Here is a 21,620-nt window from a genome sequence, read left to right as displayed (position 1 = left end):
TGATAGGATGTGATATGAAGTATATAATAGTAAGTTTATTCTTTAGTTTTGGCCTCTTTGCCGAACCATTGGCCTTGCGCTATAGCCCTCAAAATTTTGATTATTTATTTTCTTCACAGCCTCAATCTGTGGCTGAACTTCCCATGGTGATGGAATGTATGGAATCAAAGTATGCAGAAAATCCCAAGATGCAGTGGTGTCAGAAGGTGGGGATTGATCTCAAAAACATGCAAAGTTTTGCCTTTACCGCAAATATGTCGGAGTTTATTAAACTCAAGCAAACTCGAACTTCGGAAGCTCAATTAGAGCGTATTCGTCAGTGGTTGATGTTCATTGAATATAAAACTGCACCTAATTTAAGTGAGCTAGAAGCTAAATATAAAGAGAAAAAAGCCCAAGGCAAGAATCGCTTAAATTTTGAGAAATCTTCGATCGCTGGCAAACTCGCTTATGTAGTTCCATTTAAACAACGCAAATACACCTACGCACAAATTTCTCCGACTCAATGGGTGGCAGGTGAGTATGAAACAGTTAAACAGGCATTGGCCTTAAGTTCATCAGAATCACTTATTTCGGATAGTTTCTTCATCAATCAATTAGAATCCAATAAGGACACACTTGCTTTTGCCGTTCATCAACCCAAAGGCAAAGTTGAGATCGCTCACCCCATGATGCAGACTTACCAAGGTTTTTTTGGTAAAGTGACTTTTGAAAAAGATTTCATTGTTGAAACTAAATTATCCATGGAGAAAGAAGAGGATTTAAAAGGCGTTGAAAGCTTTGTAAAAATGATGATGGGCTTTGCAATCGCAAAACCACAAATGAAAATGAGCGCTGATAATTTTAAGACTCAAGTAATGGATGGCATTCTAGAAATGACCATGCGTGTGTCGCCTGATACATTGAAGGCAATGCGTGAGCAGATGAAAAAGAAATGGGCTCACAAACGTCATCATCACGCTAAGAAAAAGTCAGAGAGTGAAGCTAAATAAAGTTCGCTTTTAAAAACAAAAACTCATGATTAGAAAAGCCGCTGTGTTCACAGCGGCTTTTCTTGTGAAAACTCATGTAATAAGGCCTTTATAAGGATTGATTTCCACTCGAACTTACCTATCTTGAGCGATCAATAATTAGAAAAGTTCAAGATGCCAAAAAATCTAAAAGTTTTACTCCTCGTCGTTCTCGCAGTTAATGCCATGAATGACATCGAAGCCGATTTTGTCCACGGCGAGCTTCAGCTCAGCCCGAAGACATCTTATCGCTTGCAAAAAGAAGGAGTTTTACGCATTGAAAAACAGCAAAAGGGAAGTCGCCTTACCGCTGTTTTAGTCACTAAAGACAAAAGCTCGACACTCAATGGCTTGCGTTTTAATATTCTTGAAAAATCATCACAAGCTAATGACTTTTACCAGCAGTTTACAAAGCAAGAGACTCCGTATGAGCATGCTTCGCAGAAGGCTGTCGATCATTATCAAGCACACACGCTCATAGCACCTAGTCTTGAATTGTTACAATCAGTTCAATTGATTTTATATGATGATGAGCCGGCTCAGCAAATAACTATTTGCGCCTAAGCACACTTTTTTGAACCCCCGGTTCAAACTCCCTTTTTATTTACATCATTACAATCAGGATTTAAAATGATTGCCCCCTTATTAAAGAAATTATTTGGTTCGTCTAACGAACGTTTTGTTAAACGCATGCAGCCCCTAGTTGATGCGATTAACGCAAAAGAAAAAGAATACCAAAGCCTTAGCGAAGATCAACTCAAAGGAAAAACGCAAGAATTCCGTGACCGTTTAGCCAAAGGTGAAACTTTGGACGATTTGAAAATTGAAGCTTTTGCAACTGTAAAAAATGCTTGTCGTCGCCTCTATGGTCAAGAAGTCACTTACATGGACAAGACAGAAGTTTGGAGCATGATCCCTTTCGATGTTCAGCTCATCGGCGGTATGGTGATTCACGATGGTGGTATTTCGGAAATGATGACGGGTGAGGGTAAAACTCTTACAGCGAGTCTACCGCTTTACCTCAATGCACTCTCTGGTAAAAACTGTCAGTTGGTAACAACCAATGATTACCTTGCGAAACGTGACTCGGAGTGGATTGGAACCATCTTCCGCTACCTAGGTCTAACAGTGGGCTGTATTCAAAGTATGATGCCACCTGATATTAGAGGTCAGCAATACAAGTGCGATATTACTTATGGTACAAACTCAGAATTTGGTTTCGACTACCTGCGCGACATGGGTATGGCGATGTCGAAAGAAGAGCTCGTTCAGCGCGATCACTTCTTTGTGATTATTGATGAAATTGACTCTATCTTGATTGATGAAGCCAGAACGCCTCTCATCATATCTGGGCCAGTTGCTCAGTCAACGCATCAGTTTGATAAGTTTAATCCACATGTTAATCGCGTTTACAAACAGCAGGTCGAGATCTGTAACAAGCTTATTGCCGATGCTAGAGAAAAACTTAAGTCTGCAGCAAAAGATTCAGATGAATTCGATGAAGCAATTTTCGATATTTGTAAAGTGCGTATGGGTATGCCCCGTAATAATCAGGTTATCCGTATCTTAGAAGATCCTGATGTGCGCCGTGCGGTTGAAAAGAAAGAGCTCTTTATCAATTCAGATGCCAATAAATCAGTTCTTCAAGAAGTTAAGAACGAACTTTATTTCGTGATTAACGAACGTCAGAACGACGCCGACCTTTCCGACCAGGGCCGTAGCTACATGTCGCCAAACGACCCAGATGCTTACGTCATTCCAGATATTTTAGAACTCATGCAAGAAATTGATTCTAATGAAGCCTACGAAGATGTTGAGAAAATCGAAAAGAAACGTGAAGCGCAGGATCAGTATGAACAAAAAATTGAAGAGATGCATAATATCTCTCAGCTTTTAAAAGCTTACTGTCTCTACATCAAAGATATTCACTACATTGTGGCGCCAGATGATAATGGCGAAGATCGCGTTGTCATTGTTGATGAAAATACTGGTCGTGCTATGGCGGGTCGTCGTTTCTCTGAGGGTTTACACCAAGCTCTAGAAGCTAAAGAAAACGTTCGTATCGAACGTGAGACACAGACTTTAGCAACAATTACAATTCAGAACTATTTCCGTCTTTACGACAAACTTGGTGGTATGACGGGTACAGCGGTAACGGAAGCCAAAGAATTTAAAGATATCTATGAGCTAGATGTCCTTGAAGTTCCAACCAACCGTCCGTGTATTCGTAAAGATGTTGATGATCGTGTTTTTGTTACGATGAAAGGCAAATACAAAGCAATCATTAATGAAGTTAAAGAAGTCAATGGAATTGGTCGTCCAATTCTCATTGGTACTCCCACAGTTGAAGTTTCAGAGATCCTTAGTCGCTTCTTGCGCATGGAGAAAATTCCCCACCGCGTTTTGAATGCTCGTCGTCACCAAGAAGAGGCAGAGATCATTGCTAATGCGGGTCAACGTGGTGCAATCACTATTGCAACTAATATGGCTGGTCGTGGTACCGATATTAAATTGACTGAAGAAGTTGTTGAATTGGGTGGACTTCACGTCTTGGGTGCAACGCGACATGATTCACGTCGTATTGACCGTCAGTTACGTGGTCGTTGTTCACGTCAGGGTGATCCCGGTTCAAGTGTTTTCTATGTAAGTTTTGAAGATGACCTTTTACGTCTTTTTGCCGACCGTATGACTGGAATTCTAGATCGTATGAAAATGGGCATGGATGAAGACGAGAGCATTGAGGGTCGCATGGCCACCATGATGATTGAGAATGCTCAGAAAAAAGTTGAAAACCAAAACTTCATGATTCGTAAGCGCACGCTTGAATATGATGATGTGATGAATAAGCAACGTGAGATTATTTATGAACTACGTAAAGATATCTTAGTTTCTGATGACCCAAAAATCCGCCTCTATGATATCCTTAATAACACAATTGAAGACCAAGTTGAAGTCTTTTCTACGGGGCGTCGCGGTGCTTACCGTGTCGACAAAGAGAAGCTCGAGCAATGGTTAGGAACAACTTTTCCACTTGATTTCGATTTGAATGGTTTTGATTTCGAACAGCCCATCGAAATTGCACCGCTTGCAGATGTCATCATTAAGCGTGTTGTTAGTGGTTATGAAGAGAAAGAAAGTCACGAAGATCCAGCTCAGATTCAGTACCTTGAGCGCAACATAATGCTAAGTGCACTCGATGAACTGTGGATTAAACATTTGCGTGCTATGGATAGCTTGCGCCAAAACGTACAGTTTGCGGGTATCGCACAGAAAGATCCTCTCATTGAATACAAGCAACAAGCTTTCCAGCTCTTTGCTGAGCTCGAGGATAATATCTCACAGCAGATTTTATCTAACATGTTCCGTACGGCAGTTTCACTTGAGTCTATTGAAGAGATGTTACACAATATTCCAATGACTGAGCAGTCAGCGCAAGATGTTGAATTTGAAAACCTCATTCAGCAACTCAAGTTACTTCAGCAGCAGGGGCTTGATCCAGAAGGCGTCTCCATTGATGATATGATGCAAATGGAAGCTCAGCCTGAAGAGCAAGAGATTATTGAGGCTCCTCCAGTGCGTAAACCCATTGAGCGTGAAACACCTAAAGTTCGCCCCAATGATCCATGTCCTTGCGGTTCAGGGAAAAAATATAAAGTGTGCCACGGCTAATTAGCTAGGTCATAATTTGAAAAAAGCGGTGAGTCAATCACTGCTTTTTTTGTGTTTAGATAGTAGTTCTACTGATAAAACTTAATGACAGTATTAATTATTGTGTACGGTTATCTACTTAACGATGAGACTCGATTGTGCCAATGGTACATAGTATAATTCAGACTGTGGTTTTAACCATAGAGCTGATATTTAAGAAGTTTTACCGTTCTGAAGGAACGGCGCATAAACAAGCTGGTCACGCTTAGATGGATAATTATGTTATTGTTTATAGTGCACTCATATAAACAGTATCACACTGTTGACATGAGGGCACAAAAAAGCCTGAATGAAATCATTCAGGCTTTTTAAAATCAAGTGGGGCTAAGCTTAGCCGCGATCGTAACGAACGACAGGTGTCATGCCCTTACGGTTACAAGATCTGATAATGCGTTCTGCATCATTTGCATTCGTTGTAAAGATAGAGAACTTATCAAATACTTTGAGGTTATCGATCCCGCGTGGTTGGATTTTACTTTTACCACAAATGAAGCTAATAACTTTTTTAGGCATCATGCCATCACGTTTACCCTTGGCAAAGAAAAGTGACTTGTTATCACCAGAATCAGTATTGCCTTTGAAATTGCGTGAGTCACGTGACTTTTTCTTAGCTGCAGAGCAGTTGATGTCTGGGTAGTTGCTCGCATCGAGTTTTGTACCAAAAATCTTTGAGAGGAGAGCAGTAATGAGATCAACTGGAGAGTTTTCTTCAAGAAGTTGAGTCGCTACATCTCTAATTGGTGCGAGCTCTTCGAGTTCTGCATTATTTTCTTGGAAATGAGCGAGTTCTTTACTGAGCTTTTGAATTCTAAGTTTGATCATCTCTTCGCCGAAAGGAAGTTTACGACGCTCAGTCTTAGCGCCAGTCTTCTTCTCGATGAAGCTCATTTTACTACGCTCTTTCGGCGTAATTAGAGTGATAGCTGTACCCTTTTTACCTGCACGACCAGTACGGCCGATGCGGTGAACGTAAGATTCGTATTGCTCGGGTAGAGAAAAGTTCACAATGTGTGAAAGGTCAGTTACGTCAATACCACGAGCGGCAACGTCAGTTGCAATGAGCAAAGAGATGTTGCGGTTACGGAAACGCTTGAGTAAGCGTTCACGACTTTCCTGTGCGACGTCGCCGTGGATATAGTCTGCAGCATAGCCTTCATTTGCGAGGCCCGCAGATACTTTTTCTACTTCAACTTTAGTACGACAGAAAATGATCCCGTAGAAATCTTTCTCAAGATCCATGATACGGCAGAGCGCGTTAAATTTGTTTTCAGGGTAAGCTTCATAAACCACTTGATCAATTGTTTCCATTGTCATGGTTTCAGATTTAGCTTTAATAGTGATGCTATCACGCATGTATGATTCAGCGATCTTTTTCAGACGTGGAGGCATAGTTGCAGAGAACATGAGCATTGTGCGTTCATCTGGTGAAGCTTTAAGAACTTTTTCTACGTCTTCAACAAAACCCATGTTGAGCATTTCGTCAGCTTCGTCAAGTACTAAGTACTGAAGGCTAGTAAGGTCGAGCTTACCATCTTCAATGAAGTGAATACAGCGACCAGGAGTGGCTACAATTAAATCAACACCTTTTTTAAGTGCGCGTTTTTGATCCATGATCGGAGCGCCACCATAAAGAGTAACAGTCGTGATACCACGGCCTTTACAAAAACTTTTGATTTCGTCATTAACTTGAATAGCTAATTCGCGAGTAGGACAAAGAATGAGAGCTTGTGGCTTTTTGAGGCCTGGCTCAATTTTTTGAACAATAGGAAGACCAAAAGCTGCAGTTTTACCTGTTCCCGTTTGAGCTTGACCAATAATATCGTGATCCTGAGCTAATAAAACAGGTATGGCCTGTTCTTGAATGGGAGATGGTTCTTTGAAACCTTTAGCTTCAAGACATTGAGTAATCCAGGGCTCGAGGCCCAGATCGGTGAATTTATCCATAATAGATACCTTTGTGTTAAGGCTCACCGACAAAAAAATCAAATAAGTCAGAAGTGCTTATTTATCATCTCATAAAAAACCTTACGCCGGTCGTTGCCGGGCTCTTATCGGTATGCCTCAGTTTTTTAAATTTGCGACCTCCATATACTGCCAGTATAAAAAATAGCAAGCTCGCGTGCTTTTTAAATGTAGGCTATTCTCTTTTTTATGTAGCTTATTTCTTGTCTTACTTCTACTTGAGGTAAGTTTACGATGTCTTTAAAATGTATTTTATACCGAAATGTTTAAATAAAACCTCGATCCTCATAATTATTTTAAAAAACTAATTTCAAAGAAATTTATAAAAATATCTTTCGTCGTGAAAGGTTTTTACTATATCCTATAGATTAAGTAAGTAAGAGCTCCACAATGAGTTTCGGTAAATCTTTAATAATAAGAAGGGTAGAACAATGAAAAAATTAATTATCATACTAATTCTGTGCTTGAGTACAAGTTTAATTGCTGAAGGCAAGAAAGGTAAGGGAGGTGATGATTTTCGTGCAGCCGCAGTTGAGTACGAAATGAAAGCGAAAAAGAGTTTGGAAAAGGGGTACCCTGAAGCCTCTAAAATTTACTTCCGCTTAGCCGCTATAAAAAAGAATGCCGCTAAATTAGCCGATGAAGGAAAATGGGGCGATATTTCATGGGATGAATATCATGCATTAACAAAAAAACTTCACTCCCTTAAATCCGATCAACATAAAAAGAAGTATAAGAAATAGATCTTCTCATACGCTTCTATCAAGAGGCTATATCCACTCACAAAATATCACAACAAAAAAGCCTCAACTAAATGAGGCTTTTTTGTTTTTAGAAAATTTAGATTATCATGGTGCCATCTGCATTCTAGCCTAGAGAAAACGATTTAGGATATAGATCTTTGCTGATTATAGTCCCGTTGAGCTTTCGATTATTGGATCAATTGTTTGACTTAATAATTCAATAAGTTCCAAGTCCATATATTTATAATTATCCTCAATATCTAAGACATATATTTTCTTGTGATTCATCAAATCTCTGAAATCAGCTTTCAACTTACTTCTGTGCTTTGATTCCATGACGCAGATTACATCAGCCCATTTTATGTCGGAATATGAAATAGTTCTTTTTGCTTTTCTACTTGTTCCCGCAGATCGAACATTAATGCGACTATGATTTTTATAGATTTGTTCTGCAGTGGGACTCCTCCATCGGTTCATGGAGCATATGAAAAGTATGTTCATTTGTTAGCTTTTTAGTCTATTTCTTCTTGTTTTAAGTTAGAGTCTATATACAATTTACATTTATCACAAGTAAACATTATGTGGTCAGCTCTGTTTAATTGTTTAACCATTTTTTGATTGCATTTGGTACATTTATATTTTGGATATAAATGAATTATCATACTTAACCATGATGCCCATATTACGATAAATAACACCTCACTCATTGCATGTTGAAATAAATAATGAAATAGAATCAATGCCACGTTAATTATAAGGTGAATTTTCAGATTTCTTTTTCTTTTACATGCAACCTTTTGATTGTCGTCGTCGAGGTAATAATCAAATCTGTTAAAAGTTCGTTTCATCTATTTTTATTACTAGTTAACGTCTAAGCTGAGGGAGATTGAGCCTTAGCGAAAATCTTCCTTCCGGCTTCTTGTTAGATTTATTAACTGTATTCAAATGTAGTTAACATGAGTTCTTCTTCTGGTTGATAAAAAATCAACATTTGTGTTCCATAATACATATCATCTGAAAGAGCTACATAGTTATTTGTTTCTACAGTACCAATATAAATAAATTCTTTACCACTTTGAGTTATGGGGACACGTTTGTAACTGCGATCACCATGGCTGTCAATATATGCTGATTCTGATAAAGGCATTTCAACTTGAGCCCAATTACCTAATGAACTATTATCATCTAGCTCTCTGCTAAATAAAATAGGATTGTTTTGTTTATTTAAAATTTTACTTAAAAAATTTAATTGGGTTAACCGTTTCTTTTGCAAGTTGTAACTGTTCAGGATTATTGGATGACCTGTTATGGCACCTTCTAACAAAGAATGTTCGTCTTCAGTTAAACTAGGTTTGTTTTCAAATGCACTTTGATGGAAAAATTTAAAGTCTCCTATAAAAGAACATTTACCATTTTTTATTTTATAACCAATCCAGTTTTCTCTACTATAATAATTATGATAGTCATTTGTTAGATAACCTACACAACCCCATTCAGGTTCTATAGGTATAATTATGGGTAGATATCCATCTAATGAATTATCTAAACTAGGTAAGTATAAGAGGGAACAGGGTAACAAATATTTTTTATGAGTTTCTATATCAGATAAAAACACATCTTCTGGTGAAGGATAAATTCTTAAATTTTTATTATGACTTTTATATGTTTTCATTATTTGTCTAATCTAACATGGTTTTATATGGCGGTTGATTTTCCCGGGATTTTTGATTTCTAAGTTAATTCGTCTGTTGTATAACGTGAAGTGGTTTTGGTGATAATTGTACTTGTTTCTATTATGGGTGCCTGTTGTATCAATTTGCTTTAGCTGTAAATAATGTCGTTATTCGGATATTATTTGGCGAGTGAATAACTCGGGGGTTTTATTATTTTTCAATAAGTTCATTCCTTTTAAAGTCTTTTTGATTTTGGTAGCATCGGTAAATAATGTCGTAAATCAGGTGTTATTTAACAAGTGAATAATACCGTTATTCAGGTATTATTTGACGTTTAGTTATGTCTTGATTAAGACAGGCTCCGCATCAAAAGTGGGTAAAGCACTTTTGTGAAAATAGTGGGAATTGTGTTGTGTGAGTGACTCCTACCTCCAAGTAAATATCAATACTTTAATAGAGCAGGGCTTTGCGTACTCCGCAAAGCTTAGGCGAGAAGGTCGCTACAAATAGATTTGAATTTGTAAGCTATTTTTATGAATAAGTCTTTAGTGCGGCAATTTGGCATCCCCATGTGAGAATGTTTCCTCCGGAAGGAAGGTACAGTTTAAGAGCGGCTTGTGGCTAATACCGTAGGCAATAGGGGAGATGAACTTATATAGGCAGTCTAGAGACTCTGTCCCCTTCCCAGCGAGGCTTGCCAGCCATCGACGGGCGGTAGGGGGGATTATAGTGATATTTTGGAATTATTAGATGAGGGAGCTCTGCCCCTCATACACCCCGCGAGGAATTGCCATTCCTCGACCAGGCGGTAGAAGGCGGAGGGAGAAGTTAAATTCCTGTAGGCAGTCTAGAGACTCTGTCCCCTTCCCAGCGAGGCTTGCCAGCCATCGACGGGCGGTATAGTGAGAAGTGAATTTTAAATTTTGAATGGTATAAAGCAGGCGAGACTCCTGTGCTCCCAGGGTGGGATGAGGTTTAGTTCAGAAGTTAAATTTATAGAAAAAGAATGGTATGAAGCAGGCGGGACGCCTGCGCTCGTGCGCCTGAGAGCGCACACAATCAATGAGGTGAAAGTCCTCATCAACAAAGGCTGATTATGTTGTAGTCGAACCTAACTGCGTTGTCGTGAGGCGGGGTGGAGAGCAAGGCAAGACGAAACAGCAGTCCGTAGGATGACGAACTCGATTCGGCTTTATAGTACTGGCGAGCCTGCGTGCGCTTGGCGAAGCTTGGAACAGAATGAAAAAAAAAGGTAGTTCTGAAAATCCTCTATGCTGAATATCAGCGAGTAGCAAAGCAGTAGAGGAAGTCTATAGGGTGGTTGGAGACGGAATGCCGTGAAGGTTGTGTGACGTTAATCAGGGAGATCTGCATGTGCAGTGCAATAAGGCATGCAGAAGTCAGAGCTCTCATAGTAGTAAAGAAGGCGGTGAAAGCCGTCAGAGCGAAGGAGAGTAGGAAGATGAAACTGAGAAGAAAAGAATGAAGGAATGAAACAATTGTCAGAGACGACTAAACATTCATGGGAGCAGTTAGGGCGCACCGAAGAGATTCGTGCGTGGGCCTCAACTTCAGTCTGGACAGATCAGATGCTGGGAACTCTTGAAACAAGAGTTGAAGGTAGGAAATGGTATAGCTTAATAGATAAAGTAGCGCGAGAAGTGAACCTTGTAGAAGCCTGGGAATCTGTTCGTGCAAACGGCGGGAGTCACGGGGTGGATATGGTGAGCTTGGATCGTTATGAATCAGAGTTAGAGCACAATACTGAACAATTGATGAAGCAATTACAGGCGGGGACTTACCTTCCGCAATGCGTTCGCAGGGTAGAGATCCCAAAAGCCGACGGTAAAACGCGTGCATTGGGAATACCAACCGTGCGAGATAGAGTTGTTCAGACTGCGCTCAAGAATGTTATTGAACCGATATATGATGCGGAATTTTCTGCACAGAGTTTTGGTTTTCGTCCGCAACGGGGATGTAAAGACGCGCTTAGGCGGGTTCATCATCTACTTACGCAAGGACAGCTCTATGTCGTTGATGCGGACATTCAAAGTTACTTTGATATGATACCGCACGACAAACTCATGGCACGAGTCAAAGAGAAAATAAGTGATGGCAAGGTCCTTGACCTTATAGAAGCTTTCCTCAAAGCGGGGATATTCGACGGAATCAAGGAGTGGGAACCCGAGAAAGGGACTCCGCAAGGAGGCGTAATTAGCCCACTGCTCGCCAATATTTATCTCGATGAATTCGACCATAGGATGAGAGACGCTGGTTTTGAAATAGTGAGGTATGCGGATGACTTTCTGGTGATGTGCGATAATGCAAAATCGGCTAAACGGGGCTTGCGCAAGATAAAGCGTTGGATGAAGGCCCATGGTCTGAATCTTCACCCCGATAAAACCCGAATTGCCGACATGAATCAGCAAGATGAGTACTTTGAATTTCTAGGTTATCACTTTGAGCGTTCGAAAAGGACGGGCAGAATAAATAGGTGGCCCCGAAAACAGAGTATGGCTAAAATTAAGGATACTATACGCAAGCGTACGAGGCGTTGTCATTGGCAATCCATAGAAGAAATTATTAAAGCCCTCAGGCCTAGTCTCAAAGGTTGGTATGAGTACTTCAAGCATTCCAATCGTTGGACCATGCTCGAAGTTGATGCTTTCTTTCGAAGAAGGTTGCGCAGTATCATCGCTAAGTACAACCGTAAGAGAGGTACTCATCGGATTATCGATAACAAGAAATATACCAAGAAATACTTTGTAGAACTAGGGTTCTTTTCACTGGAAGAGGCCTGGTTACTGGAATCTCAGTCTCTTCGGAGTAAGCATTGACCGGAGAGCCGTATGCGGGAGATCCGCACGTACGGTTCGGAAGGAGGGGAGGCTCCGCAAGGAGCTTTCCCTACCCTTATCTAGGGTGGGGTGAAGTAATGAAAAATTGAGAAATTAAAATGCGAGTGGCTTAATTTGAGTTTAATAGTCTGATTTTGCTTTGTATTAGGAATAGAATCATTATACAAGGAAAATTCATGACGCAGTTTTTTAGCTTTTTAGTTTTATTGGCGCTCTTCGCAAAGGGGCTTTTTGCGGAGCAGGCAAAACCCAATATACTTTTTATTTTATCGGATGACCAAGCCTTAGAAACTTTATCCATTATGGGCGAGACGGAATGTAAAACTCCGCATCTCGATAAATTAGCTGAAGAGGGGGTGATGTTTACCCGTGCCTATAATATGGGAGCTTGGAGTGGGGCAGTATGCATGGCAAGCCGTGCGATGTTTAACTCGGGTGCCTTTGTCAATCGAGCCAATCAAACAGTGCGCAAGCAGCCTCAGTGGGCAGAGCTTATGAAAACGGCGGGGTATAAGACTTATATGACGGGTAAGTGGCATGTACCTGGGAAGACAGCAAAGAATCCTCCTTTTGATATTTGTAGAGATGTTCGTGGTGGGATGCCGGCACAAACTGAAGCAGGGATGAATCGTCCCTTGAGTCCAGAGGATTATGAAAAGGGCTGGAAGCCATGGGATAAGGTTCATGGTGGTTTTTGGGAAGGTGGAAAGCACTGGACGGAAGTTACTGCAGATCATGCGATTGATTTCTTGAATGAAGCGAAAGATATTGATGAAGCATTTTTTATGTATGTGGGTTTCAATGCACCGCATGATCCTCGCCAAGCACCCAAAGAATATATTGATATGTACCCGCTTGATGAGATCTCTTTGCCAGCGAACTACGCAGGACTCTATCCTTATCGCGATCAAATAGGTTGTGGCAAACAGTTGCGCGATGCTTGTGTGATACCTTTTCCTAGGTCGGAGTATGCGACAAAAATCAATCGTCAGGAATATTTTGCGGCGACAACCCATATGGACGAAAATATTGGCCGTGTTTTAAAGGCTTTAAAAGATTCAGGCAAGGCAGATAATACATACATAATTTTCACTTCGGATCACGGCTTGGCGGTGGGAGAGCACGGCTTAGTGGGGAAGCAGAATATGTATGAGCACAGTATGCGTAGTCCTTTCATTATTGTGGGACCAGCGATTCCAAAGGGGCAAAGGAATGATACGGCGATTTATATTCAAGATGCGATGGCAACAACTTTGGACTTGGGGGGAGTAAGTAAGCCGAATTACGTAGAATTTAAAAGTTTATTACCGCTTATAGAAGAGGAGACGAGTGAGCATTACCCGGCAATTTTTGGTAAATATATCAATTATCAGCGCATGATTTTGAAGGGTGATTGGAAGCTGATTGCTTATCCTTACGCAAAGAAATACCGACTCTATAACTTGAGCAAAGATCCCAAGGAAATGAATGATTTATCTACGAATGCTGAGTATAAATCCGTCATAGAAAATTTAAAAATTGATCTCAAGGAACTGCAGGCTCAAATGGGGGAAGATTTTGATTGTGAAAACCCACCTGCAATTGATTATGAAGCGCTCAAAAAATTTAAAAAGAAAAGTCACTAAGTTAGGTAAAGATATGAAAAATAAATGGCGAATCCTCATTAAGTTAGGCCTGCTTTTGAGCGTGAATTCATGTGATAATACGAGCGTGATGGAAGTAAGAGAAATCAAGAAAAAGGATGTCGTATTGCCGAAATTCACGGGAAAGACTTATTTCCTTGCAATGGATGGCGATGATGAAGCAGAGGGGCAAATTAGCTCGCCTTTGCGATCACTAAATAAACTTATCCCTAGATTAAAAGCTGGTGATGGAGTGATAATTCGAGGCGGTCGTTATCGAGAAGTAAATGAGATCGCGCAGTTGAAGGGGAGTAAGGATGCTCCGATTAATTTTATTGCCTACCCAGGTGAGGAAGTCATTTTTGATGGTTCAGTTGACTTAGCTAATAATTGGCAAGATATGGGCAATGGGATTCTTGCTCAGCAATTGGACTTTGATGTGACACAGTTATTCATTGATGATGAAATGTTTGTGACTGCTCGTTGGCCAAATGCTTCTTTTGATGATGATTCAGTTTTTGATATGGAGTCGACTTGGCGTCACCAAGGAAAGGAAAGTACTTTTGGTGAAATGGTTGATGCACGCCCCAAATCTTTGAAAGAGGGAGTTAATACACAGACTTTAGCAGAGACGGGGATTGACTTCACTGGGGCAGTGGCAGTTCTAAATATTAATGCTTGGATGAGCTATGCGCAGAAGGTGTCGAAACACGAGGCAGGAAGCAATAGTTTTACTTACGATACAGAGACGATGAAAGGCAATTTGAATATGCTAAAGAATGATAAGTTCTTTGCGCATAAGAAGAAGTTGGGACATTACTATTTGGAAGGCTTGATGGCACTTGATGCTGAAAAAGAATGGTACTACACCCCAGAAGACAAGGTGGTTTACATAAAACTAGCAGAAGCGGAATTGCCTTTACAGAAAAAAATCCGTGCTAAGGTTCAGGATTATAATTTGGTGGTGAAAGATTCAAGTCATTTGAGTTTCACAGGCATTCAGTTTTTTGCAACGACACTGAATTTCAAAAAATGCACTAACATGACCTTAGATGACTGTCACTTTAAGTACCCATCGTTCAACAAATTTGTCTTAGGTGATTTCTCGAAAAATAAGTACACGGTGATTGAGAATGAAATGAACTCGGGGATGGAAGCTACTAATAATCGAGTTTTAAATTGCGTTTTTGAATATGCGGATGGACCCGCAATTAAAATGACAGGTTATCAGAATTTACTAGAGAATAACTTGTTTCATCATATCGATTTCACCTGTATTGGCGGCGGTGATGGTGGAACAATAGAAATGGGCAAAGGACGTAATACGACTTTTCGTTATAACACGGTGCATACAGCGGGTAATTCTGAGGGGTATCGTTCAGGCCCGGGAGATGTGATCGAATATAATTATCTTCATAATATGAGTTTATTACAGCACGATGGATCAGCTATTAACTGTGGTGTGTCGGCGATTAAAGATGTGAAAGTAAATCACAACTGGATCCATGGTTTGAGAAATAAGGCGGCGATTCGTTTTGATACATCAAGTATGTTTACGGCTTATGTTAATTGGGGCGAGGGAGGAACCGTAAATCATAATGTGGCATGGGATTCGGCGGGTTTAAAACTGAAAGGAGATCGTCATGTCGTATACAACAATCTTTCTTTTGATGCGTTTGCGGCAGGAAAAACAGACATCGCCTTACCTTGTGTCCCCTTGATGGGTGGCTACAACCGTTATTCACAGGTGAACAATAATATTGCGGGGGCAATTAATGGTCATTTTGTGGTCAGTAAAGGGGTGCCACTTTTTTGTAAAAATGAAAATAATTTGCAGACAAATCCACGTAGTATTTTAAGGGATCCGACGAATTTAGATTTTCGTCCCGTCAATCAATTGAAGGGAATAGGTCCTTATGATTTTGGTGTGGAAAACTATTGGATACCTGGTTATAAAAGCGATAAATGCAGTATGCCGATTCCGGGTATGAATGCGAGTAATGTAAAAGAGGATGCGGACTTGATGTGGCGCCCCGCTAGGACAAGTGAATCTTTTAATATTTACTTTTCAGAAAACAAAGACGAAGTGGAGAATGCGGATATGGATTCAAGTTGTTTTAAAGGGAATCAAAGTAGCAATATTTTTAATCCTGGTAAAATAGATCCGCAAAAACACTATTATTGGCGTGTTGATAATAAGGTTGATGGCTATGTTACAAAAGGTGATGCCTGGACTTTTGGAGGCCTTAAAGAGGTGCAGAATTACGATTACAATTATCCTGAACAGTCGATACCTATGGCACAAGAATTCAGCTTACCTGAAAGACTTGATAAATCTGTTTTGACGCAAGAATCAAAAAGATATGTGCTTGAACTCTACAAGCGTTTTTGGTGGCAGGAAAATGTGAATTGGTATAAGGAATTAAAGAAGGCCGAAAGTGAATTAGAAGAGGGTAAAAGGGGCTATGCGACGATTAAGAAACGTTTAGCAGATTTTGAAAAAATGGAAAGGGACTATGTGATTGAGGAGGCGTCTAAAATTTTGAAGCCTAGTGAATTGTTGATCTTGGAAAATGAGTTCATAAGTGCGCAAAAACTCTCTTTAAATTATTTAAAATAAAGTTTTTCCTATCTCAAAGCGATTCACTTGGACTTGTTAGTCATTGCTGCTCCCTTATATTCAATTAAAATTTAAGAGGATTATGCAATGACTGATTGGAATACTCGTCAGACCCTTCTTTTACGAGCTAAGAATCACGATGATGAGTCGGCTTGGGAAGAGTTCGTTTATTATTATCGCCCGTATCTCTATGTCATTGCGCGACGCATGAATTTGAGTCATCATGATTCAGAAGAAATAAGTCAAAATGTCTTAATTAAGCTTTGGGATAAAATGCCTGAGTTTGATTATAGTCAACAAAAGGGGCGCTTTCGGGGCTGGCTTTGTACAGTGACGGGCAACACAGTGAAAAATTTTCTTAAATCGCAGCAGGCGCGATTAAAACGCTACGAAAAAGTGAAGCGCCAAGAAGTGGAGGGCTACCTCAATGGAGTCAGTTTACCCGAGATTGAGGAAATTGCTGAAAGTGAATGGCGTACTTATATTGCCAACCTTGCTTGGAAGAATGTGAAAGACGATTTGCATGCCAATGCCCGCGATACGTTTTTGATGTTTCGCCAAGGTAAAAAAGTTGCGGAGATCGCTAGTGAGGTGGGTGTGACTGAAGGCTCGGCCTACGTGTATAAAAAACGCGTTGAGCAAGTTTTGTTTAAAGAAATAAAACGCTTAGAAGAAGAGATTTGTTAAAGTTTTTATGGGCTATCGCTTAAGAGCGGCTTGCGGTTGCCACCGCGCGCGGTTGAAGTAATTAAAAATTCTAGAAGGCCTGTGATCTTTAAAGCTTATGGGATGATGATGACTTGGCAACGCTCTTTGAGTGCCGAGACGACATTTTGTTCCTTCTGAGCCATATCTTTACTCAGGGTCACTTTTTCCAAAGATGGACAGTTGAGTAGGGGGGCTAGGTTTTTCAGTCTAAGACCAGCAATATTTAAGCTTTTTATCGGCAGGGATTGAACGATATTGATATCATTGACAGAGGTATAGGAAATATCTAAATTCACAATGGGATTGGTTTTTAGCGGTGAGATATCGCTGACTTTACTTTTACTTATATTTAGTTCTGTAAGAGCCCAGCCATGGAATAAGTCTAAGGTCGTTATTACGGTGTTAGATAAATCAATTTTCTTGAGTGCGAGGCCATTTAATAGGGCATTTTTACGGAAGTGTTTTCCAATGACTTTAATGCTTTTTTGATCGATATTATAATCGACCTCAATGGGGGAATTATTTTGGTAGGTTAATTTGATGGTCTTAGCGAGAAATTGGTATTTCTCTTGATAAGAATTTTGCGACTGAAAATGATTCATCACTAAAGCTATTTCGCGATTTAAATTGAGTTTTTGCAGGTCGAAAATGAAAAGGTGCACATTGCTTTTGTCAACTTTTTGAGTTTTCCATTTTTGGATTAGACCCTTATAGGCTTTGCCGCCAAAACCTTTTTGGAAAGAACTTTCAGCTCGATCAAATTCCATATTGCCAAGTAAATAAAATGCGTAGAGATTCCAGGCTTTTTGTGAATTTGGATTGAGTTCTAAAGTCATTTTTATCGCGTGTTGAAAAGCTTGGAATTGAAAGTTTTTCCAAGTCAATTGCGAACGACGAAAAAAAGCTGGTGCGGCTTTAGAACTGAGTTCCATGCGCAATTTATTTTCGTCTTCGGCACGTCGTTTTTCTTTCTCTGCCATGGCCTGAAGTTTTTCGGCTTTTTCTTTAGCTAAGACTGCTTCTTTTTCACGTGTTGAAATTTGTTGTATGAAGCCCCCCACTAGGAAACAAATAATGAGGAAAGACAAAGTCATGAGTGAGCTCGCAGTCTTATTGCGTTTAATCAAAAGCTTGATTTGAGTGATAAAGTCGGCGTCTTCGGCACTGGTGGCAAAGCCCCCTAAGTAGGCCTCAATATCTTTGACTAATGCATCCACAGTTTGGTAACGAGCTTCGGGTTTTAGGGCCATGGCTTTCAGTGTGACGGCTTCTAGGGCTTCGGGTACTTTATGGGCAACGCGTTGGGAAGGGTGCTGGATGGCACCACTGACACATTGGGTGAGGGCAGCGGCGATGTCTGTTTTGTTAACAGAGTTTTCGTAAGTAAGGATTGAATACAGAATGGCACCCAAGCTATAGATATCTGTTCTTTCGTCTTTTTCCTTATTGCGTCCTTCGGCTTGTTCTGGAGCCATGTAACCTAGGCTGCCTTTGACGATGCCATCTAGGGTTGAGCAAACATCCACATCTAGATTGCTATCAGCTTTGAAGAGTGGTGAGTCATTTAAGTCAATTTCACTAGTTTCTTTTTGCGCATTCAGATCTTTTGCTAAGCCCCAATCACAGACAAGAACTTCACCGAATCTACCGACTTGTATATTCTCTGGTTTTAGATCCAAGTGAAGTATCTTTTTTGAATGGGCGAAAGAAATGGCTTCACAAATTTTGAGAAAGATATAGAGCAGGCGTTGAAGATCGAAAGTAGAGGAAGGGGCCTCTTTTAGAGATTTGAGTATGTCGCCCAATTCTTGGCCTTCGATGAGTTTCATGGTAAAAAATACTTCTTGATTATCATCGACACCAATGTCGTAAACCGTCATGATATTGGGGTGTTGTAAGCGGGCGTTTAATCGCGCTTCCTTGATGAATGAAGTCAATTTTTCTTTTTTGTCAGGCTTTAAGAAAGCAATGGCCACGTCTCGGGAAGTTAAGCTATCGCGACTACGGATGATTTTTTTCATGCCACCTTCGGCAATAAAATCTTCTCCATCATAGCGTTTTTTGAGGAGCTGATCAATAATTTCCTGAACTTGTTGGTCTTCTTCAGAAGGCTTTTGTGCGCCATCGTAGAGGTCGCCTAGGTCCTCTTGGAAATCCGAGTAAAATTCATCTAAGTTTATTTCTTTGTGGCTCATGACTCACGCAATTAAAGTTTCTTTTAAGCTAAGCTCACAGCCTAGACAAGTCCACACAATTGCTACTTTTTCTCTTTATTCTCTCATTAACGAGTTAAGTTAGCAAGTGGGATCTTGTACTAGTTTTAAACGAAATTTATAAGGATTAAGTAGATGATCAAATTTATAACTCTCTTGAGTTTACTATGGACGATGAATTTATTTGCAGCTAAGCAGGCTAATATAATTTTTATTCTCGCAGATGATGTGAGCCCTGACATGTATGGCTTTTACGGAAATAAAAATGCCAAAACCCCGAACCTAGATCGTATAGCTCAAGAAGGCGTGATGTTTCGCACCGCTTGGTCATCTTCCATTTGTGGGCCATCGAGAGCTCTCATTATGACGGGTTCTTATGCCAACACGACGGGGGCGTATTACAATGGTTTCTTTAAAAATACAGATTCGGGAGAGAGCTTTTTTGGGAAGTACCCTAGTTTCGCTAAGCTCATGCAAACAGAAGGCTACAGGACTGCGGTTGCGGGAAAGTGGCATGTGGGACCCGCTGAAGAACCTCATGAAAAAATTGTGGGCTTTGATGAATATTGTCTTTGGGAAGGAGTCAAGCAGCTCAAAGCTTTGCCTGGTCAGCCTAAGCATACGGGCCTCTGGGAAGACAAAAGTACACCGTCGCGCTTTTGGGGTCCTTGCATTATAAAAAATCATCATCTTTTAGCCACGAAAAAATCTGATTTCGGGCCAGATATTTTTACCGAGTTTATTTGTGAATTCATGGAGAAAAGTGTCAAAGAAGAAAAGCCATTTTTAGCTTATTACCCAATGGTAGGACCACATGGAGCACGTGAGGGTTACCCCACTTGCCCTATTTATGGAGAAGTTGGCGATTTAGGTTCCAAGGCCAATAGAGGGAAAGAATCAGAACGTCGATTTAGGGCCCTCAATGATTACATCGATATTTTAGTAGGCAGAATCGAGCAGAAGGTCAGAGACTTAGGTATAGAGGAAAACACAATCATTATTTTTGCTTCGGATAATGGAACTGCAGTGACGGCAAAATCACGTGGCGTTGAACGTGCGGGACATGTCATTTTTACCGCAAAGGGACCTGGAATAATTCAACGTGGTGCTACAGATGAGATTATGGACTTTTCAGATATTTTACCTACTTTTGTAGATTGGGCAGGGGGTGAAATACCAGAATATATAGATGGTAAAAGTTTAAAGCCATTTTTAAACGGAGATTCAGATTCGCATCGTGATTGGATTTACGCTTGCACTTCCACATCGCAGCTTATACGCACACGAACTCATCTCATGGAAGTGATTAATCCCGTGATGGGAGCCGACAATGGACGCTTTTATTATTGTGCCAATAATAGGCAGGGGAAGGGTTATGTACGTGCCGAGAAAAACCCTGAACACGCAGAGGCATATAAATACATGAAAACGATTTTGTCTTCAAAACCAGCGTTACAAAAAGATGACCCATGGTTTCAGACTAAAAAGGGTAAAATCTGGTTCAAAACTGCCACAAGTCCTAAGGCAATTGAAAAGCACCTTCACAATCATAGCGATTACCAACACTATGACGAAACACTTTAAAAAATCTTCTAAAATTTAGAGCTATAATGATAAAGAAAATATTAATTTACCTCGCCTTATTATCGAGCCTACACGCAGATAGTTTAAAGATTATTTCGTATAATGTACTTTATGGTTTCAATCATGGGAAAAGTATTGAAGTAGCAAGTCAATGGCTGAAAGAACAAGAAGCCGACTTTGTCGCTTTGCAGGAAGTGAAGGGCTTTAGCGCAGATAAGTTTGCTGAACTCGCAAAAACTTGGGGGCATGACTATAGCTATTTTTACAATCGTAAACCGGGTATGCCACTCGCTTTTAGTTCTCGTTTCCCGATCACGGAAGTGGAAGAACTTCACCAAGGTGTGAAGCGCGGTTTTTTGAAGCTGAAATGTCATGGCTATAGTTTCATGGTCGTTCACATGACCTCTCAGCGTTTGACGGCGCGTGAGCAAGAGTTGACTTATATGTCCAGTCAGATTAAAGATTTACTCAAGAAGGATGAGGGACTAATTGTCTTAGGTGATTTCAACTCTTTCAGTCATTTGGATTTGGATCGCCTTTCAGAATTGGATGATTTATTAAAGGAAATGCGCCAAAACCCCAAGAAAAAAGCTAACCTAAATAAGGGGCATTTTGATGTGAGTATCATGTCGTCTTTTGATGAGCTCGGTTTAGTTGATTTGTGTCATGAAAAGTTATTTGGAAAAGAAGCAATCAAAGGAAGCTTTCCGAGTACTTTATTAGAAAAAATCCCCAATCGTGAGGTTCAGGAAAAACATTTACGCAGAATTGATTTTGTTTTGTCTGACCAGAAGACGGCTAAGAAATTACTTAAAGCCGATATTCCCAAAGGTGGTGCTTTAGAAACAATTTCAGATCATTATCCAGTGATTATCGAAATCACAGATAATTAATCAAGCAATCAAAGATCAGTTAGATT

14 protein-coding genes are annotated in these 21,620 nt (G+C 40.2%); 10 read left to right on the top strand and 4 right to left on the bottom strand.

Features of this window, described 5'->3' with window-relative positions; genetic code table 11:
* The first annotated feature begins 14 nt into the window (after positions 1-14).
* The 3 genes from PQO01_RS10945 (at position 15) to secA (ending at position 4,679) form a co-directional block, all read left to right on the top strand.
* Positions 15-992, top strand: coding sequence for a hypothetical protein (locus tag PQO01_RS10945; RefSeq protein WP_274314047.1), 978 nt, complete (start codon positions 15-17; stop codon positions 990-992).
* Between the two features lie 153 nt (positions 993-1,145).
* Positions 1,146-1,574, top strand: a complete 429-nt coding sequence (locus tag PQO01_RS10940; RefSeq protein WP_274314046.1) for a hypothetical protein — start codon at positions 1,146-1,148, stop codon at positions 1,572-1,574.
* Between the two features lie 66 nt (positions 1,575-1,640).
* Positions 1,641-4,679 carry a preprotein translocase subunit SecA gene (secA, locus tag PQO01_RS10935; protein WP_274314045.1) on the top strand — a complete coding sequence of 1,013 codons (3,039 nt, stop codon included), beginning with the start codon at positions 1,641-1,643 and terminating at the stop codon, positions 4,677-4,679.
* 369 nt (positions 4,680-5,048) lie between these two features.
* Here secA and PQO01_RS10930 read toward each other — a convergent pair whose 3' ends face one another.
* Positions 5,049-6,662 carry a DEAD/DEAH box helicase gene (locus PQO01_RS10930; RefSeq protein ID WP_274314044.1) on the bottom strand — a complete coding sequence of 538 codons (1,614 nt, stop codon included), beginning with the start codon at positions 6,660-6,662 and terminating at the stop codon, positions 5,049-5,051.
* Positions 6,663-7,111: 449 nt separating this feature from the next.
* Here PQO01_RS10930 and PQO01_RS10925 point away from each other — a divergent pair, with 449 nt between their 5' ends.
* Complete coding sequence (locus PQO01_RS10925) at positions 7,112-7,423, top strand: hypothetical protein (RefSeq protein ID WP_274314043.1); 312 nt, start codon at positions 7,112-7,114, stop codon at positions 7,421-7,423.
* A 165-nt stretch (positions 7,424-7,588) separates the two neighbouring features.
* Here PQO01_RS10925 and PQO01_RS10920 read toward each other — a convergent pair whose 3' ends face one another.
* The gene (locus tag PQO01_RS10920) at positions 7,589-7,924 is read right to left on the bottom strand and encodes a low molecular weight protein tyrosine phosphatase family protein (protein ID WP_274314042.1); all 336 of its coding nucleotides are present in this window, start codon (positions 7,922-7,924) and stop codon (positions 7,589-7,591) included.
* Between the two features lie 430 nt (positions 7,925-8,354).
* Entirely contained in the window at positions 8,355-9,095 is a 741-nt protein-coding gene (locus PQO01_RS10915) for a hypothetical protein (RefSeq protein WP_274314041.1), read from the bottom strand.
* A 1,491-nt stretch (positions 9,096-10,586) separates the two neighbouring features.
* On the opposite strand from PQO01_RS10915, the gene ltrA reads away from it, so the two are divergent.
* The 4 genes from ltrA (at position 10,587) to PQO01_RS10895 (ending at position 16,883) form a co-directional block, all read left to right on the top strand.
* The gene (ltrA, locus tag PQO01_RS10910; protein WP_274312433.1) at positions 10,587-11,933 is read left to right on the top strand and encodes a group II intron reverse transcriptase/maturase; all 1,347 of its coding nucleotides are present in this window, start codon (positions 10,587-10,589) and stop codon (positions 11,931-11,933) included.
* Positions 11,934-12,130: 197 nt separating this feature from the next.
* On the top strand, positions 12,131-13,579 hold the full coding sequence (locus PQO01_RS10905) for a sulfatase family protein (protein WP_274314040.1): 1,449 nt from the start codon (positions 12,131-12,133) through the stop codon (positions 13,577-13,579).
* A 13-nt stretch (positions 13,580-13,592) separates the two neighbouring features.
* Positions 13,593-16,196, top strand: a complete 2,604-nt coding sequence (locus PQO01_RS10900; RefSeq protein WP_274314039.1) for a hypothetical protein — start codon at positions 13,593-13,595, stop codon at positions 16,194-16,196.
* An 87-nt stretch (positions 16,197-16,283) separates the two neighbouring features.
* Entirely contained in the window at positions 16,284-16,883 is a 600-nt protein-coding gene (locus PQO01_RS10895; RefSeq protein WP_274314038.1) for an RNA polymerase sigma factor, read from the top strand.
* 95 nt (positions 16,884-16,978) lie between these two features.
* Here the strand turns inward: PQO01_RS10895 and PQO01_RS10890 are convergent, their stop codons facing one another.
* Positions 16,979-19,099, bottom strand: a complete 2,121-nt coding sequence (locus tag PQO01_RS10890) for a serine/threonine-protein kinase (RefSeq protein WP_274314037.1) — start codon at positions 19,097-19,099, stop codon at positions 16,979-16,981.
* A 153-nt stretch (positions 19,100-19,252) separates the two neighbouring features.
* Here PQO01_RS10890 and PQO01_RS10885 point away from each other — a divergent pair, with 153 nt between their 5' ends.
* Entirely contained in the window at positions 19,253-20,701 is a 1,449-nt protein-coding gene (locus PQO01_RS10885; RefSeq protein ID WP_274314036.1) for a sulfatase-like hydrolase/transferase, read from the top strand.
* A gap of 26 nt (positions 20,702-20,727) precedes the next feature.
* The gene (locus PQO01_RS10880; RefSeq protein ID WP_274314035.1) at positions 20,728-21,594 is read left to right on the top strand and encodes an endonuclease/exonuclease/phosphatase family protein; all 867 of its coding nucleotides are present in this window, start codon (positions 20,728-20,730) and stop codon (positions 21,592-21,594) included.
* The last annotated feature ends 26 nt before the right edge of the window (positions 21,595-21,620 follow it).

The organism is Lentisphaera marina, from assembly GCF_028745505.1.
GTDB lineage: Bacteria > Verrucomicrobiota > Lentisphaeria > Lentisphaerales > Lentisphaeraceae > Lentisphaera > Lentisphaera marina.
This window is presented reverse-complemented; position numbering and strand designations above follow the sequence as displayed.